The sequence below is a fragment of the Nocardia sp. NPDC059154 genome (assembly GCF_042755705.1).
Lineage (GTDB): Bacteria > Actinomycetota > Actinomycetes > Mycobacteriales > Mycobacteriaceae > Nocardia.
On the sequence record NZ_JBHZCS010000086.1, the window covers coordinates 26,887 to 41,826 of the forward strand.

Below are 14,940 nucleotides of genomic sequence, written 5' to 3' on the forward strand. Positions count from 1 at the left end.
CATGTCCGGCCCCGAACCCCGTTACGACCGGCGTGCCGCCTCCCGGGTGCTGGCCGCGCTGGCCCGGCCCGGCCTGGGCGCGCCCCCGGTGCTGCCGCCGCCGCGAAGCATCGAATACACGTGCGCGGCACTGCAATCGGAACCGGGCTCGCACCTGACGCTGTCGCAGCGGCTGTACCTGGAACGGTTCATGCGCCCGTGCCGCGCCGACCAGGTGACCAGCGCGACCCATCGCATCGCCTGGACCGACAGCGACGGGATCCCCAATACCGGGCACTACCGGGTGGGCGGTCTGGGCGCGATCGTGCCCATCGCCATGCGCGAGACGGTGCTGACGCTGTGGCACGCGCTGCAGGCCGATACCGCACTGGCCCGGCGCATCTCGGAGCTGACGCCGCGCGACGAGGCGGTACTCGAGGGCACCACCACCGACCACGAGCCGTTCGAGATCTTCCGGGTGGGCATCGAAGCGGCGGGGCGAGCGCTGGCCCAGCACGCGCTGCTGGCGCGGTGGACGCCGTATCGGACGCCGGCCGAATTCGCGGTCGGCATGCGGGATTCGGGCATCTACGGCGCGGTGGCGACACGCTGGTACTGGGAGCTGCAGGCCTCGAGCTACCGGCGCGGCATGATCGCGGTGACGCTGACCACCCAACCCGATGGGACCGTACGGTATTCGGCCGAGACGGTGGCGACGCTGCGCGCGATGAAGGACATGACCATCGAGGACGCGCACCGGGTCATACGCCGCGCCACCCACACCGAGGGCTTGAGCGTGGCCGAGGCCATCACGAAATACCACGACGAGCTGGATCTGATCTCGCGCCAGTACGCGCTGCTGCCGCCCGGGACGCGCCCGGCGTGCCTGGCGGCCATGCCGCATCAGCTCGACGGGGAGCACTACAGCATCCTGCCGGTGGTGATCGACACGTTCACCGATGTGTTCACCCGCATCGTGGACCGGGTCACCGTCGCCGAGGTGGCGGCGGACACCGGTTCGGACACCGCGGAACTCGCCGCCGAGGACCAGGTGTTCTATGTGCCCGACATGACCTGCAAGCACTGCATCCGCACCATCACCGGAGTGCTGGAGTCGATGAGCGTGGGCGTGCAGGACATCGACCTGAACAGCAAGCGGGTGGTCGCGGAGTTCCGCAGCCCCCGCAACCGCCATCGCGTGTTCGAGGCCTTGCGCGACAGCGGCTACAACCCGACCGCGGTCACACCCGCGACCACCGAATCCGCCGTATGACGGCTGCCGCACCGCCGGGACTGCCGGCGAAGATGCATGCGCTGGTGCGGGAGTTCGTGGCTGCGCCGCACGCGGTGGCCGACGCGGTGGCCGAGTTCGGGTCGCCCGCGCATCTGGTGTTTCCGCAGGTGTTCGCGGAGAACCTGGAGCGGCTGCGCGCGGAGCTGGCCGCCCGGGTGCCGGGTTTCCGGATCTGCTACGCGCACAAGGTGAATCAGTCGCGGGCGTTCGTGGAGGCGGCGCGGGCGGCGGGCGCCGGGATCGATGTGGCCTCGGCGGCAGAGCTCGACAGTGCGCTGAAGGCGGGGTTCGAGCCGGAGCGGATCGAGGTGACCGGACCCAAGGGTGAGGGGTTCGTGCGGGAGCTGGTGGGCAGCGGGGTGACGATCAACGTGGACAATGCGTGGGAGCTGGAACGCATTGCGGCGCTGGCGCCGGCGCGGGTGCCGGTGCTGGTGCGGGTGTGCGGGTTCGCGGGGACGCCGGTCAGCCGGTTCGGGGTGCCGCTGCATCGCGTCGATGCCGTGCTGGCGCTGCTGGCGGCGCAGCGGGAGCGGATCGAGTTCCGCGGGTTCGCCTTCCACCTGGATTCGGGGGAACCGGCCGAGCGGGTGCGGGCGGTGGAGAGCTGCCTGGCGTTGACCGAACGCGCCTACGGGTACGGGCTCGCGCCGTCGGTGCTGAATATCGGGGGCGGGTTCCGGCAGGTGTTCACCGCGGACGCGGATGCGTTCGATGCGTATGTGCACGCGTTGCGGGAATCGCTGGTGGGGCGTGGTGAGCCGATGACGTGGGGCGGCAACACCTTCGGGTTCCATCTCGAGGACGGCGCGGTGCACGGAACACCGGTTTTTCACAAATACGCCAACATTGTGAGTGCCGACCGGATGCTGGCAGATCTGCTGGATACGGGGCTGGAATCCCACGGGGGCCGCACTTTTGCACAGCTGGCTGGGGAGAACTCGATCGAGATCTGGCTGGAGCCGGGCAAGGCGCTGGTCGATCATGCCGGAATCACGGTGGCGCGGGTGGAATTCGTGAAGGAGACCGCGGACGGCAGCACGCTGGTGAATCTGGATCTGAGTCGCGACACCGTCACCCCGGCCGATCAGGAGGTGATGGTGGACCCGATCCTGGTCCCCGCCCGCGATTCGGCCGGCACGAATTCCGGTGCGGTGGGGGTGTTCCTGGCCGGGCGTTTGTGCCTGGAGCGGGATCTGATCACCAATCACAAGGTCTGGCTGCCGCGGCTGGCCGCTCCCGGGGATTTCGTCGTCTTCCCCAATACTGCTGCCTACCACATGGATTTGTCGGCAGCGCGTGCGTCCATGCATCCGGTGCCGCCGAAACTGGCGGTGGTGCAGCGGTCCGGGACGTTTTCGGTGGGCCGCGACGTTGATTGGCACGAGGTGCACTGATGCGCTACGACCACATCACCGAGCTGATCGGCAATACCCCACTGCTGCGGCTGGATCCGGCCGTGCACGGGCTCGCGCACGTGGAGCTGTACGCGAAACTGGAGTTCTACAACCCGTTCGGGTCGGTGAAGGACCGGGTGGCGTGGGGCATGATCCGCGACGACCTGGACGACATCGTCGCGCAGAAGAAGACGTTGATCGAGGCCTCGAGCGGCAATACCGCCAAGGCGCTGCGCATTCTGGCGGCCATGCGCGGGATCGGGTTGCGGGCGGTGACCAATCGGATCAGGGTCGCCGAGGTGCGGGAGCTGTTGCAGTTGCTGGGCACCGACATCGAGGAGCTGCCCGGTTTGTCGGAGTGCCCGGATCCGACCGCGCCCAACGACGTGTACTCGGTCATCGAATCGACCATGGCGCGCACGCCCGGGGGCTGGTATCACCCGTCGCAGTACACCAGCGAGAAGAACATCGAAGCGCACCATCACGGGACCGGGCGGGAGATCCACGAGGATCTGGCGCGTGACGGCATCACCCGGGTCGACTATCTGGTCGGCGGGCTGGGCACGACCGGGTCGACGCGCGGCACGGCGACGTTTCTGCGCAAACACAATCCGGAGTTGAAGACGATCGCGGTGGTGTCGGAGCGCTCCGATTTCATTCCCGGTATCCGCTCGGAGACCGAGATGTGGGATGTGGGCCTGTTCCAGCCCGATTTCTACGACCGCATCATGGCGGTCGAGGCCGGGCGCGCGGTCGACGCGACGCTCGAACTGGCCACGGCCCACGGCGTGCTCGCCGGACCCACCAGCGGCGCGACCTACGCCGCGGCCCTCGAGTTCCTCGGGACCCTGGAACAGCCCGCCGCCCAGGCCGATCCGCTCGTCGCGGTGGTCATCGTCTGCGACCGCCTGGAACCGTATCTGTCCTACATCCGCAAACGCCGCCCGGAACTGTTCGGCAAACCCGGGCGCGCACCGGCCCCGACCGCGGCCGAATTGTCGGCCACCCCGGTGCTGTCCCCCGATGAGCTCGAGCGGCTCGACCGCACGGCCCGCCCGACCGTCGTCGATACCCGGGGCGCGATGGCCTACCGGATCGCGCATGTGCCGGGCGCGGTGAACATCCGCGACGATCACCTCGACGACATGCTCATCCAGGGCGTCCCGTTCTCGCGTTCGCGCCCCGTGGTTTTCGTCTGCCCGGTCGGTGAGGTGTCGCGGCGCTTCGCGGCCCTGGCCCGCCGCGCCGGGTACGACGCGCACAGCCTCGCGGGCGGCATCACCGCGTGGCGGGATGCGGGCAAACCCATGGAATCCGCGCCGCGACCCGAATGAGCTACGGGGCAGCCGCTTCTCGGGCGGTCCCGACCGGTGCGGACGTGCGCCGTGTTCGCAAGCCGAGGGCGACGAGGACGGCGATGACGAGGGCGTTGACCTCGAGCTGCACGGCCCAGTCGCCCACGGTCGACCGACCGGGGTTCGCTTCGGTGCCCGCGAGCGCGTCGCAGGCCTGGATCATGGCCGCGGCCAGCACACCCGCGCACACCGCGAATCGGTGCATATCGGTCCATTGCGGGGCTGCGGACCAGCGCTGCAGCGACGTCACGGCGGTGACCGCCACGACGAAGGCGACGAGATACATCGCCCAGGCCGGGATTTCGCGCAGCCCGGGGATCGGGTGACCGAACAGGATCGCCGGGCCGCCGCCCAGAATCAGGATGTGCGTCGAGAGCCACAGTGTCGCGAGCACCGCGGCGACCACACCGGCCGACCACGGCGGCGGCGCGTAGCGCCGCACGTTCCGCACCCGGCCCGCACGCGGGCGGGTGAGGGCGGCGGCGACCAGTGCGAGGGCGAGCACGGCCGGGATCGCCACCAGCGGCAGCGGCGGCGTGAGGTGGCGTCCGAGCACGCCGCGTTCGACGAGATACGCGCAGCCGTACCAGGTGATGGGCAGACCGATGATCCAGACGACGCCGCCGGTCCACGCCGCGGACCGGCTCAGCCAGGGTTCGGTCCGCCGATCGGGGAACATCAGCTCGGTCAGCTGGGTGGCCACCAGGAATCCGCCGACCGCTTCCACGCTGAACGCCCACAGCAGGAACATCGCGTTGACGCCGAACGGGCTGCCGCCGTAGGTGAGTGGCCAGTAGACGTGATGGATGGAGGTCTGGCAGAGCACGAACTCCTCGAGCAGCGACCAGGCCGTCGCGAGGCCCAGCAGGGCGGGCCAGCCCAGGCTGCGGGTGCGCACGGCTGCGCGCGCCAATACCGCGGCGCCGCCGTACATCAGCATGAATCCGGGGAGTTTGGTGACCAGGTTGGCGCTGGGGACCGGCAGGATCTCGGGGATGAGCGCGGCCCACAGCAGCAGGGTGAGCACCGGCGCCCAATCTCCGCGTGGCTCAGTGCCTTCTCCGCGTGCCCCGGTGGGTTCTCGGTGTGGCCCAGTGTGTTCTCCGGGCCGCGCGGTGCGTGCGACGACGACGAGCCAGCCGCCCAGCAGTGCCGCCTCGAGGGCGGCCGCCAGTGGCCAGTAGTGATCGATGTCCACGTGCATCGGTCCCCCGCCCGCGAATCGTGTTGAGCAACAGGGTAACCGGGATCGGGTCGCGCGCAGGTGCGAAGTCGGTGAACTCGTGGAATCTGCACTTCGGCGTGCGGGGCGCTAAGGTGCCGGGGGTCGAATTCACCAGCGTTGCCAGGAGTTTCACCATCAGCATCGAGCCAGCCGCCGGTCCGGACACCGACCTGCGCATCACTCTGACCGTCTGTCATGCCGCCACCGTCGTGTGTTTCTCGGCGGGTGTCGTCTCCATCCTGATCGGTGCCTATACCGATGCCGGGACGGTGTTCAACCTCGTCGGTGTGGTGCTGTGGCTGGTGGCGCTGGCCGCCCGGTTCGGGGTCTTCGCGATCACCCGGTCGCGGTCCGGGCACGCGGAGTAGCTCCGGTCGCCCGGCGCGGTGGATCCGGCCGGGTCCGTGCACGCCGATGGCGGGCGGGGTTGTTCGCTGGTGGCGAGCCGATGCCGGAATCGGTTATGGCGGCTGGCACGATGATCTCGTGGAGTGGGCGTTCGGACTCGTATTGCTGGTGTCGGTGGCGGTCGCATTGGCGGCCGGTGCGCGCCGGCTGGGGCTGGGTGAGCCGTTCGTGCTCACCGTCGCCGGGGTGATCGGCTCGTATCTGCCGCTGGTGCCGGAGTTCGATGTCGCACCCGAGCTGGTGTTGCTGGGGTTGCTGCCGCCGCTGCTGTACACGACGGCGATCCGCACGTCGCTGGTGGACTTCCGGCCGAAGAAGACCACGATCACCCTGCTGTCGGTGGGATTGGTGCTGTTCACCGCGTTCGCGGTGGGCGGGGTGGTGTATTGGCTGTTGCCGGTGCCGTTCTCGGCGGCGGTGGCGATCGGCGCGATCGTGGCCCCGCCCGATGCGGTGGCGGCCACGGCGGTGGCGCGCCGGGTCGGGATGCCGCGCCGGATCGTGACGCTGCTCGAGGGTGAGTCGCTGTTCAACGACGCGACCGCGCTGGTGACCCTGCGCACCGCGGTGGCCGCCATGGCCGGCAGCGTGACGATGTGGGAGGCGGGCGCGAGTTTCGTCGGCGCGGCCGGTGGTGGCGCGCTCATCGGCGGGGTGGCGGCGATGGTGCTGGCGTTCCTGCGCCGGCGCATCAGCGATCCGGTGCTGGACACGAGCGTGTCGCTGCTGGCGCCGTGGATCGCGTACCTGCCCGCCGAAGGGGTGCACGCCTCGGGTGTGATCGCAGTGGTGACCTGCGGCCTGATCCTGGGTCACGGCGCCCCGCAATGGCAGAGCGCGGCCTCGCGCATCGCCGAGCACACCAACTGGCGCACCATCCAATTCCTGCTCGAGAGCGCGGTTTTCCTGCTGATCGGCCTGCAGGTGCGGCATCTGGTCGAGGATGCCTGGCACAGCGGGCTGTCGCATTCGACACTGCTGTGGACCTGTGCGGCGGTGCTGGTGACGGTGATCGTGGTGCGCCCGGTGTGGGTGTTCCCGGCGACCTACGCGGCCTGGCGGGTCGAAGGGCGGCGGCAGGGAAAACCCAAGCCGGAGTGGACCGGTCCGGCGGTGGTGGCGTGGGCGGGCATGCGCGGGGTGGTGACGCTGGCCGCGGCGCTGCTGCTGCCCGGCGATACCCCGGAGCTGGCGACGCTGCGGCTGCTGGCGGTCGTGGTGGTGGGCGGAACGCTGCTGCTGCAAGGCGTGTCGCTGCCGTGGCTGGTGCGGGTGCTGCGGTTGCGCGGGCCCAGCAAGGCCGAAGACCTGCTGCAGGAAGCGAATCTGCTGCAACAGGCCACGGTCGCGGGACTCAAGGCGCTCGAGGAGAACATCGCCCCCGAAACCCCGCCGGACGTAGTCGACGCCCTGCGCAACCGCGTGGTAGTGCGCGCCCAGGCGGCGTGGGAGTTGCTGGGCCGCTCCGAATCCCAGCGCGTTACCCCCAGCGGCGAGTACCGGCGCCTGCGCCTGGCCATGCTCACCGCCGAACGCGAAGCCGTGCTGCGCATTCGTGATTCGGGCCAGGTCGATCAGGAGGTCCTGCAGGCGGTCATGGCCACCCTCGACATCGAGGAGTCCACCATCGACCGGGTCGCCGAGGCCGACGAGGACGATGGCACCCCCCTGAGCTCCCCCGTCACCGCCGGCGCCTGCGAGCACCTGCGTGAGGCCCCCTGCGTCCGCACTCCCGACACCCCCGACGCCTGCGGTGAATGCCTCGACGAGGGCCTGGTCTGGGTCCACCTGCGCATGTGCCTGGACTGCGGCCACGTCGCCTGCTGCGACTCCTCCCCCGGCAATCACGCCACCAAGCACTTCGACAACACCGGTCACCCGGTCATGCGCAGCGTAGAACCCGGTGAATCCTGGCGCTGGTGCTACCTGGACGAGCTGCTGGGCTGACCGCGAGGTCGACGGCGGGATGGGCGGCCGAAGGCCAAGGGCACGAACAACATCAGTGCGATCGCCTGTGTGGCGAGGGTGAACACGACGACCGCGGTCACCGAATGACCGTAGAGCACACCGATCAGGGTGGAGCCGGCCAGCCAGGCCAGACCGTAGACGGCGGTGAACACGCCGTATCCGGTGCCGCGGCGCGCGGCGGGGACCATGTCGGCGACCGCGGCGCGCAGGGTGGATTCGTGAATGCCCATCGCCGCGCCCCACACGACCGCTCCCGCCCACACCGGACCGGCATGGGTCGAGAACGACAGCAGCGGCACCACCGCCGACAGCGGCAGCGCAATCACCAGCCCCCGCAACCCGATCCGGTCGTAGAGGTGTCCCGAGGCGAGTGCGGCCAGTGCCGCCGCACCCATGGCGGCGGCGTAGGTGACCGGGATCACGCTGTCGGGGAGCACGTGGCGGGCCTGCAGGTGGAACGACAGCACCCCGAACGTGGCGAACCCGGCCATCGAGGTCGCGGTGAACGCCGCGTAGAGCCAGAATCGGCCCGGTAAGCGGCCATCGGCTCGCACGGTGGTCCCGGCGTCGTGATGGTCGGTTTCGTAGGCCGCCGGCCGGGGCACCGCGCGCCGCAGCCAGGCCAGGGTGAGCAGCGCCAACGCGCCGGGAATGGCGAGTACCGCGAATCCGAGCCGGAAGCCGGAGAGCGCGATCATGCCTGCGACCAGCAGCGGTCCCAGCAGCGCCCCGGATTGGTCGAGTGCCTCGTGCAGCGCGAACGCCCTTCCGCGCCCGATGCCCGAGCCGGCGGCCTGGGCGAGCATGGTGTCGCGTGCCGGGGCGCGCACGGCCTTGCCGAACCGTTCGGCGACCACCAGCCCCGCGGCGGGCCACAGCCAGGTCGCCAGCGCCAGCAGCGGCACCGACACCACCGTCAGCGCATACCCGGCGATCGACAATGCCCAGTGCCGGCCGGTGCGGTCGGACAACGGGCCGGTCACCAAGCGGAACACCAGCGCGACCGCCTCCCCGGCCCCGGTGACGAAGCCGACCAGTGCCGCCGAGGCGCCCAGGGTGCCCAGATACGGGCCGGTGATCGACCGCGCCCCCTCGTAGACGACGTCGGCGAGCATGCTCACCACACCGAACGCCATCACGAACCGCAGCGGCGACAACCGATTCACCCCGGCCGCTCGATCCGCCGGCCCGCACTCGATCCCATCCGCCATGACCGACAGTCTCCCCTGTCGGCGGCCTTCGGCCCGGGTGGTCGCGAGCGGGTCGTTGCGAAATGGATGGTCGGCGCATCGGGCGGGACGTCGCAGCATTCGGCCAGGGCGGCGGCGAGGCGGTGACCGGCCCCAGCAGGGGGCGGTCGATCGTCTTCGTGCGCAACGCTCTTCGCAGCACCGGACCCGGAATGCCCTGTCGGCTACCGGCCGCCCTTGACTTTCCCATCAGGAAAGTGGACGCTTACTTTCCAAGTAGGAAAGTGAGGGGTCGGCATGGACGGCATTACTCCGGATCAGGCCCGGGCGGCGCTGGATGCGGCGGGGCGGGCGCGGCGGCAGGTGGCCGAGGAGGTCGGGCTGCCGCGGGGGTACTGGTGGGGAATGGGTTGCGGCTGGGTGGTTTTGGGGGTGATCGGGGATTTCGGGCCGGGCTGGCTCACGGCAGTTGCGACGCTGATGTTCGGCGCGGGGCATTCGGCGCTGGCGTCGCGATTGCTGGACGGGCGCCATCGCACCGGCCGGGTCCAGGTCAGCGCGGAGGTCGCCGGGCGGCGCACTCCGCTGGTCGTGATCACCATGCTGCTGGCCCTGGTCGCGCTGACCGTGGTGGCGGCCCTGCTGCTGGCCGCCGACGGGGCCGGGCATCCGCGGACCTGGTCGGCGGTGTTGATCGCGGCTGTCATCGGGTTCGGCGGGCCGGAGCTGCTGCGGATGGGGCGTCGCTGGGTGCGCGCATGAGCGTGGCCCGCTTCGACGAATTGATCCATCCGAGTACGCGATTGAATCTGGTCGCGACATTGGCCGCCGCGGATTGGGCGGAGTTCGCCTTCCTCAAGGAGCGGCTGAATCTGTCGGATTCGGCGTTGTCGAAGCAGCTGGCGACACTGGAGGACGCCGGGTATGTCGCGACCGAACGCCGTCTCGAGGGCAGCCGACGCAGGGTTCGGGCCCGCCTGACCCGGGCCGGGCGCGACGCCTTCGACGGCCACATCGCAGCGCTGCGGGAGATCGTCGCCGCGGCGATGCCACCGCAGACTCCCGCCGGCTAGGCGCTACCGGCCGGGCCAGGTGTGCGCGGTCAGTCGGTGATTCGCCATTCGTTGCGGTCGGCCATGGCGCGCGCCGACCAGCGGATGGCGTAGCCGATCATGAAGCAGGGCAGCGAGGTAAGCACGAATACCGCCGTCGCGACCACGAATCCGCTGACCAGCCCCATGATCAGCGACTGCCAGCCGGGATCGCAGCGGCTGGTGAATCCGCTGACCGCGGCGCAGTCACCGAAGGTGGCCTGCCCGTAGAGGCGCGCCCACAGCGTGATCGCGGCCCAGATCGACAGGGCCAGCAGCACATTGGCGATGTACCAGCAGCGCACCAGTTTCCGGACGAAGATCAGTGCGCCGAGTTGCCCGGCGTCGAGACCGTCGGCGACGTCCTCGTTGATTCCCAGATGCCGTCCCCAGCTGGAAGGCTCGGGGACCTCGGCGACGACGGGTTTGCTGGCGTACCGGGTTGCGGTCATACAGGTCGATCCTTCTGCACCTCGAACAGTCCACGGGCACAGGTTGATTCGCGGTGCCGCCCCGAACTGAAGACAAATCCGGGTCGATCATTGCAGCACCGGCCGGTTCATGGTTTTTTTGTGGAGGAGTTGGGGGCAACCACTGTTGTGATACGGGGGAGTTGTCGTGGTTTCGAATTGAGGGGCGGGGGCACCGAGTCCGGGATCGGGGGGGCCCTCGCCGCCGCCGTTTCGCGGCGCCGCCTGATGCGGAGACGCGGGTGCGAGCTCGGGGAAGAGACTCGCGGGCATCCGGTGCCGTGGGCGTCTGCGCGTGTCCGCCCGGGCACGATTCGGACGACAAGAACGGTAGCGACACGGTAGCTGCATCGCTCGGTGAGCGCGAGAATTAGGGGATCGTTAGGGGCATAGGACTTTTCGGGCCGATCGGATGCAGCTGGACGATAACCGCTGATCATGAGGCCGCGACTGCCACCCGGATGGTCGGGAACGAGTAGTCCGATACGCGCGTGCCGGGGGTCCTGGACGCCGACACTGGTGGAATGCGCCATTGGCGCGAAAGATCCCATTGCTCTGTTCATCTGGGGAGATGATCGACGATGATCCGGTCACGGAAGTCGGCCCTCACCGCATTCACCACCTTCGCCGCCGCAGCCGCGGCGCTCGTGCTCGCCGCGCCGCAGGCGTCGGCGTACGTCACCAGCGTCAGCGTGTCCAGCGGGTCGAGTATCGGTCTCGGCGGCGGTGGCTACGGCACCAACTGCTCGTACACGGTCACCGTGAACGGCAGCCCGTACGAATACGTCTGGCTCTACGACAGCAACACCGCCACCTTCGGCCAGCAGCAGTTCAGCCTCGGCAGCGGCGGTACCGGGACCTCCAGCTGGACGCCGACCTCGACCGGGGTGCACTACATCCAGGCCTGGACCTACAACGGCTCGCAGTGGGCGTTGGTGACGGTCAACACCGGCATCAACCTCGGCAGCGCCTGCGTGGTCACCGGCTAGCGGCGCGGGTCCGGTCCGCGCGAGTACCCGGTGGTCCGGTGCCGGGTGTGCGATCGCATCCGGCACCCGGCCAATGGATTCGGCCCTGTGCGCCGATCAATCACGCGGGAGCGGGTAGTCGCGGTGATCGGACCAGATGCCGGCCACCGCGCGGACGGTCGGGCACGGCCACGCCGCCGGTTCCTGGCCGCCACGGGAGTCGGGCTGCCGGCACACCGAGCAATGGCCGCCCGTGTCGGGGGTGTGCTGGCCGAGGATCAGCCGCAGCGCCGCCTGGTGCCGCAACAGTTCCTTCGGGGTCGGTGCGCCGGGCAGGAACACCGACGACGGGGCGGTGCGGCTGCCGCGGCGGCGCACGTAACGCACCCATTCGTATTTGATCTCGCGGCCGGTGTCCTGGAAGTCGCGCTCGAGTTTCAGAGCGAATTCGGCGGCTTCCTGCTGCTTGTCGAGGCGGCCCGCGATGAACGCGCTGATATCCATCCCACCCACGGTAGTCGGCACTGTCGAGATCGCCGCGAATCCGCCCGCCGGTGCCGGGTGTGCGAGACCGCCCGGCACCGGGCATTACTCTTGACCCGGTGCACACCGAGCAGCCTCCCTCCGACGCCGAGCCCCGTATCTGGGGTGGAACGACCCTCACCGAACGCCGTGAGGCGCGCCGGGCGGCGTTGCTCGAGGCCGCACTGGACCTGATCGGCGAGTCCGGGGCGGGTGCGGTGACCATGCGCGCGGTGTGCCGGCGCGCCAACCTGACCGACCGCTACTTCTACGAATCCTTCGCCAGCCGAGACGAACTGCTCGATGTGCTCTACCGCCAGATCGCCGAGGAGTTCCTGGATCCGATGACGGCCTTCGCGGTCGCCGACGATCCGGACCGGGATCGCGCGCTGTCGGAGACGCTGGTGGCGAAGGTGCTCGAGGATCCGCGCAAGTCGCGGCTGTTTCTGGTGGAGCCGTATTCCTCGACGGGGCTGGGGCAGACGACGATCGCGGTGATGCCCGCGTTCACCCGGTTGATCCAGGATCACCTGTTCGCCCATATCGAGGATCCGGTGCGGCGGCGGCTGGCGGCGGTCACCATGGCCAGCGGTAATGCGGGCATGTTCTCGGCATGGCTCAATGGCACGCTGCGCGCCACGCGCGAGCAGATCGTCGACCATCTGGTGGAGACCATCGACGCCTATCGCGGCGTGTATCGCGGCTGACCCGGGCGGTTGGCCCCGCCCGGATCCGCTTGCGGCGCAGCGGGTTCGGTTCGGCCGGTCAGGCGGCCGGTACCGCGGCGTGGACGCGGTCCAGTGATCGGCGCAGTATGCGCACCCAGGGTGACCATCGGGCCGGTTCGGCGGGTGGGTGCCCCATTTCCGTCGCGGCGCGATCGAGCAGTTCCTCGAGCACCGCGTCGTGCAGCCAGCGAATGGCGAGACTCCACAGCAGCCGGCCCCGCGTCGCGCGGGCCCGCGCGACGACGAGATGCCTCATCACGCAACCCCGTTCGCCGCGATCGATGATCTCGAAGGTGTGCGTGCCGGCGAAGGGCATGCCCGGCGCGAAGGTGAACTCGACGGCGCGGCCGGGTTCGTACGCGGTGCAGACGTAGCGGATGCTGCCGTGCCCGCCGTCGGCGCCCACCTGCAGCGGCCGGTCCAGGATCAGGGCCGGCCAGTGCTCGCCGGGCCAGAGCGGATTGCCCGGCTCGGCCACCGCATCGAGCAGGGCACCGGCCTGCTGCGCCGACACCGGCAGTTCTCGCTGGTGAATGTTCCAGATCATCGACTCACCCGTTCCGTACGGTACCGTATGTTCTGATTCCATACGGTACCGTACGGAGCTATGGCGGAGAAGAGGCGACGGCTCAGCCGTGACGATTGGGTCGCGGCCGCGCTGGCGGCGCTCGGTGAGGGCGGCGTGGGCGCGGTCGCCATCGAACCCCTGGCCGCGCGGCTGGGCGCGACCAAGGGCAGCGCCTACTGGCATTTCGCGAATCGGGACGAGTTGCTGGCGGCGGCCCTGCAGCGCTGGGAACACGAGGAGACCGATGCGGTGATCGCGCTGGTGTCGGCCGAACCGGATCCGGCGGTCGGGCTGCGGACGCTGCTGGGCGCCGCGCTGGCGCATCCGCAGGAGAAGCTCGCGGTGCTGCTGGCCGGGGCGACGGATCCGCTGGTGGAGCCGGTGCTGACCCGGGTCACCGTGCGCCGTATCGAGTATCTGGCCGAACTGTTCACCCGGCTCGGTTTCCCCGCCCCGGTGGCGAAACATCGTGCGGCACTGGCATATTCGGCGTATCTGGGCACGGGCCAGCTGTGGCGGACGATGCGTGGCACGCTACCGGCCGACCAGGCGGCCTGGGAGTCCTACGTCGACGAGATCTGGCGGGTGCTGACCGCCCCGGGTCCGACCGGGCACGGACCGGCACCGGAGAGCGCGGCGTCGCCGCGAGATTCGGGCTAGGCGCTCAGGGCCGCACCGCGGCCGTGGGTGAGCACCAGGTCGAGCAGCCCGGGGAAGCGGGCCTCGAGGTCCTCGGTACGCAGCCGGTTGAGACGGCGGGTGCCCTCGTCGCGCTGGCGGATGACGCCGGCTTCGCGCAGGGTTCTGAAGTGCCCGCTCTGGGTGGATTTGCTGATCGGCAGGTCGAAGGTGGTGCAGGCCAGTTCGCCGTTCTCGGCGGCGGCCAGGCGGGTGACGATGGTGAGCCGGACGGGGTCGGCGAGGGCGGCCAGCACGGTGGCGAACCGCAGTTCGTCGCGGGCGGGGTGAACCAGTTCGGTCGCGGTTCGGCTTGCCATGGCGTCCAGGCTAGTCCACATGTTCACAGAATCCGAACATCCTGTTATGTTCGGAATTATCGAACATGTTTGTGCCGGGAGGACGCCATGACCGTCGAGCAATCCACCGCAGCCGCCGAAGACGCTGCCGCCCCGCAGGATTCACCGCCCGGGAGCAGTGCGCGGTTCTGGGGCACCGCCTACACGCTGCTGATCCTGTTGACCGGCACGAATGTGGCCACACCGCGGTATCACGGCTATGCGCATCGGTTCGGGTTCTCACCGCTGGTGATGACGCTGGTGTTCGCGGTCTACATGGGGGTGCTGATACCCGCGCTGCTGATCGCCGGTCCGGCCTCGGATGCGCTGGGGCGGCGCCGGATTCTGCTGCCCGCGCTGGCGCTGGCGGCGCTGGGCACGCTGGGTTTCGCGCTGGCCACCGATGTGGTCTGGTTGTTCGCGGCCCGCATCCTGCAGGGGCTGGCGGTCGGGGCGGCCTCGGGCGCGCTGACCGAGCTGGAGCCGCACGGTGACCGCCGCCGCGCGGCCCTGGTGTCGGCGGTGGCCTCGGCGGGCGGGATGGGCCTGGGCCCCGTACTGGGAGCTGTTCTGGCGCAATATCTTCCGGCTCCGTACGTGACGCCGTTCGTGGTGGAGCTGGCGCTGCTGGTCCCGGCCGCGGTGGCGGTGGCGGCGCTGCCCGAGACCGCGACGGTCACCCGGTGGCGGCCGCGGCGCCCGAGTATCCCGGCCGGGATGGGTGCGGTCTTCGCGGCCGCGGGCACGGGCGCGTTCCTGGG

The 14,940-nt window shown here is 69.9% G+C and carries 17 protein-coding genes; 11 read left to right on the forward strand and 6 right to left on the reverse strand.

Annotation, left to right across the window (positions count from 1 at the left end):
- Window position 1: 1 nt before the first annotated feature.
- From ACFXN1_RS44480 to ACFXN1_RS44490, 3 genes are read left to right on the forward strand one after another with little or no spacing between them, the layout of a single operon-like run.
- Window positions 2–1,252, forward strand: coding sequence for a heavy-metal-associated domain-containing protein (locus ACFXN1_RS44480; protein ID WP_379439062.1), 1,251 nt, complete (start codon window positions 2–4; stop codon window positions 1,250–1,252).
- Complete coding sequence (locus tag ACFXN1_RS44485) at window positions 1,249–2,670, forward strand: decarboxylase (RefSeq protein ID WP_379439008.1); 1,422 nt, start codon at window positions 1,249–1,251, stop codon at window positions 2,668–2,670. Before ACFXN1_RS44480 ends, ACFXN1_RS44485 begins: the two co-directional genes overlap by 4 nt.
- Window positions 2,670–4,004, forward strand: coding sequence for a pyridoxal-phosphate dependent enzyme (locus ACFXN1_RS44490; RefSeq protein ID WP_379439010.1), 1,335 nt, complete (start codon window positions 2,670–2,672; stop codon window positions 4,002–4,004). The genes ACFXN1_RS44485 and ACFXN1_RS44490 overlap by 1 nt, the downstream gene beginning before the upstream one ends.
- A gap of 1 nt (window position 4,005) precedes the next feature.
- Here ACFXN1_RS44490 and ACFXN1_RS44495 read toward each other — a convergent pair whose 3' ends face one another.
- Window positions 4,006–5,223: a hypothetical protein gene (locus ACFXN1_RS44495; protein ID WP_379439011.1), complete on the reverse strand. Its 1,218-nt coding sequence runs from the start codon at window positions 5,221–5,223 to the stop codon at window positions 4,006–4,008.
- A 77-nt stretch (window positions 5,224–5,300) separates the two neighbouring features.
- Here ACFXN1_RS44495 and ACFXN1_RS44500 point away from each other — a divergent pair, with 77 nt between their 5' ends.
- Together ACFXN1_RS44500 and ACFXN1_RS44505 are read left to right on the forward strand one after the other, a co-directional pair.
- The gene (locus ACFXN1_RS44500; RefSeq protein ID WP_379403212.1) at window positions 5,301–5,618 is read left to right on the forward strand and encodes a hypothetical protein; all 318 of its coding nucleotides are present in this window, start codon (window positions 5,301–5,303) and stop codon (window positions 5,616–5,618) included.
- A gap of 118 nt (window positions 5,619–5,736) precedes the next feature.
- Entirely contained in the window at window positions 5,737–7,605 is a 1,869-nt protein-coding gene (locus tag ACFXN1_RS44505) for a Na+/H+ antiporter (RefSeq protein WP_379439013.1), read from the forward strand.
- Here ACFXN1_RS44505 and ACFXN1_RS44510 read toward each other — a convergent pair.
- Complete coding sequence (locus ACFXN1_RS44510) at window positions 7,581–8,837, reverse strand: MFS transporter (protein ID WP_379439015.1); 1,257 nt, start codon at window positions 8,835–8,837, stop codon at window positions 7,581–7,583. The two genes, ACFXN1_RS44505 and ACFXN1_RS44510, sit on opposite strands and share 25 nt — an antisense overlap.
- A 276-nt stretch (window positions 8,838–9,113) precedes the next feature.
- Here ACFXN1_RS44510 and ACFXN1_RS44515 point away from each other — a divergent pair, with 276 nt between their 5' ends.
- Together ACFXN1_RS44515 and ACFXN1_RS44520 are read left to right on the forward strand one after the other, a co-directional pair.
- The gene (locus ACFXN1_RS44515) at window positions 9,114–9,578 is read left to right on the forward strand and encodes a hypothetical protein (protein WP_379439016.1); all 465 of its coding nucleotides are present in this window, start codon (window positions 9,114–9,116) and stop codon (window positions 9,576–9,578) included.
- A complete protein-coding gene (locus ACFXN1_RS44520; protein ID WP_379439018.1) occupies window positions 9,575–9,889 on the forward strand; it encodes a transcriptional regulator in 315 nt (104 codons plus the stop codon). The genes ACFXN1_RS44515 and ACFXN1_RS44520 overlap by 4 nt, the downstream gene beginning before the upstream one ends.
- 29 nt (window positions 9,890–9,918) lie before the next feature.
- On the opposite strand, the gene ACFXN1_RS44525 is transcribed toward ACFXN1_RS44520, so the two are convergent.
- Window positions 9,919–10,359 (reverse strand): hypothetical protein, encoded by a 441-nt coding sequence (locus ACFXN1_RS44525; protein WP_379403216.1) that lies wholly within the window; start codon window positions 10,357–10,359, stop codon window positions 9,919–9,921.
- A gap of 599 nt (window positions 10,360–10,958) precedes the next feature.
- Here ACFXN1_RS44525 and ACFXN1_RS44530 point away from each other — a divergent pair.
- On the forward strand, window positions 10,959–11,366 hold the full coding sequence (locus tag ACFXN1_RS44530; protein WP_379439019.1) for a hypothetical protein: 408 nt from the start codon (window positions 10,959–10,961) through the stop codon (window positions 11,364–11,366).
- Window positions 11,367–11,462: 96 nt separating this feature from the next.
- On the opposite strand, the gene ACFXN1_RS44535 is transcribed toward ACFXN1_RS44530, so the two are convergent.
- The gene (locus ACFXN1_RS44535; RefSeq protein ID WP_354833036.1) at window positions 11,463–11,849 is read right to left on the reverse strand and encodes a DUF6221 family protein; all 387 of its coding nucleotides are present in this window, start codon (window positions 11,847–11,849) and stop codon (window positions 11,463–11,465) included.
- 98 nt (window positions 11,850–11,947) lie between these two features.
- On the opposite strand from ACFXN1_RS44535, the gene ACFXN1_RS44540 reads away from it, so the two are divergent.
- The gene (locus tag ACFXN1_RS44540; protein WP_354833038.1) at window positions 11,948–12,574 is read left to right on the forward strand and encodes a TetR/AcrR family transcriptional regulator; all 627 of its coding nucleotides are present in this window, start codon (window positions 11,948–11,950) and stop codon (window positions 12,572–12,574) included.
- Between the two features lie 58 nt (window positions 12,575–12,632).
- Here the strand turns inward: ACFXN1_RS44540 and ACFXN1_RS44545 are convergent, their stop codons facing one another.
- Window positions 12,633–13,142 carry an SRPBCC family protein gene (locus ACFXN1_RS44545; protein ID WP_379439021.1) on the reverse strand — a complete coding sequence of 170 codons (510 nt, stop codon included), beginning with the start codon at window positions 13,140–13,142 and terminating at the stop codon, window positions 12,633–12,635.
- Window positions 13,143–13,202: 60 nt separating this feature from the next.
- On the opposite strand from ACFXN1_RS44545, the gene ACFXN1_RS44550 reads away from it, so the two are divergent.
- Window positions 13,203–13,823, forward strand: coding sequence for a TetR/AcrR family transcriptional regulator (locus ACFXN1_RS44550; protein ID WP_379439023.1), 621 nt, complete (start codon window positions 13,203–13,205; stop codon window positions 13,821–13,823).
- Here ACFXN1_RS44550 and ACFXN1_RS44555 read toward each other — a convergent pair.
- A complete protein-coding gene (locus ACFXN1_RS44555; RefSeq protein ID WP_379439024.1) occupies window positions 13,820–14,161 on the reverse strand; it encodes an ArsR/SmtB family transcription factor in 342 nt (113 codons plus the stop codon). The two genes, ACFXN1_RS44550 and ACFXN1_RS44555, sit on opposite strands and share 4 nt — an antisense overlap.
- An 87-nt stretch (window positions 14,162–14,248) precedes the next feature.
- Between ACFXN1_RS44555 and ACFXN1_RS44560 the strand changes: the two genes are divergently transcribed.
- Window positions 14,249–14,940 (forward strand): MFS transporter (locus ACFXN1_RS44560; protein WP_379463940.1); only part of this gene is annotated, 692 nt, incomplete at its 3' end.

Bases quoted from the DNA above. Each gene is read 5' to 3' on its own strand.
- ACFXN1_RS44545 (WP_379439021.1), bottom strand. From the start codon at position 13,142: ATGATCTGGAACATTCACCAGCGAGAACTGCCGGTGTCGGCGCAGCAG.
- ACFXN1_RS44555 (WP_379439024.1), bottom strand. From the start codon at position 14,161: ATGGCAAGCCGAACCGCGACCGAACTGGTTCACCCCGCCCGCGACGAA.
- ACFXN1_RS44535 (WP_354833036.1), bottom strand. From the start codon at position 11,849: ATGGATATCAGCGCGTTCATCGCGGGCCGCCTCGACAAGCAGCAGGAA.
- ACFXN1_RS44530 (WP_379439019.1), top strand. From the start codon at position 10,959: ATGATCCGGTCACGGAAGTCGGCCCTCACCGCATTCACCACCTTCGCC.
- ACFXN1_RS44515 (WP_379439016.1), top strand. From the start codon at position 9,114: ATGGACGGCATTACTCCGGATCAGGCCCGGGCGGCGCTGGATGCGGCG.
- ACFXN1_RS44485 (WP_379439008.1), top strand. From the start codon at position 1,249: ATGACGGCTGCCGCACCGCCGGGACTGCCGGCGAAGATGCATGCGCTG.
- ACFXN1_RS44525 (WP_379403216.1), bottom strand. From the start codon at position 10,359: ATGACCGCAACCCGGTACGCCAGCAAACCCGTCGTCGCCGAGGTCCCC.
- ACFXN1_RS44490 (WP_379439010.1), top strand. From the start codon at position 2,670: ATGCGCTACGACCACATCACCGAGCTGATCGGCAATACCCCACTGCTG.
- ACFXN1_RS44480 (WP_379439062.1), top strand. From the start codon at position 2: ATGTCCGGCCCCGAACCCCGTTACGACCGGCGTGCCGCCTCCCGGGTG.
- ACFXN1_RS44520 (WP_379439018.1), top strand. From the start codon at position 9,575: ATGAGCGTGGCCCGCTTCGACGAATTGATCCATCCGAGTACGCGATTG.
- ACFXN1_RS44550 (WP_379439023.1), top strand. From the start codon at position 13,203: ATGGCGGAGAAGAGGCGACGGCTCAGCCGTGACGATTGGGTCGCGGCC.
- ACFXN1_RS44510 (WP_379439015.1), bottom strand. From the start codon at position 8,837: ATGGCGGATGGGATCGAGTGCGGGCCGGCGGATCGAGCGGCCGGGGTG.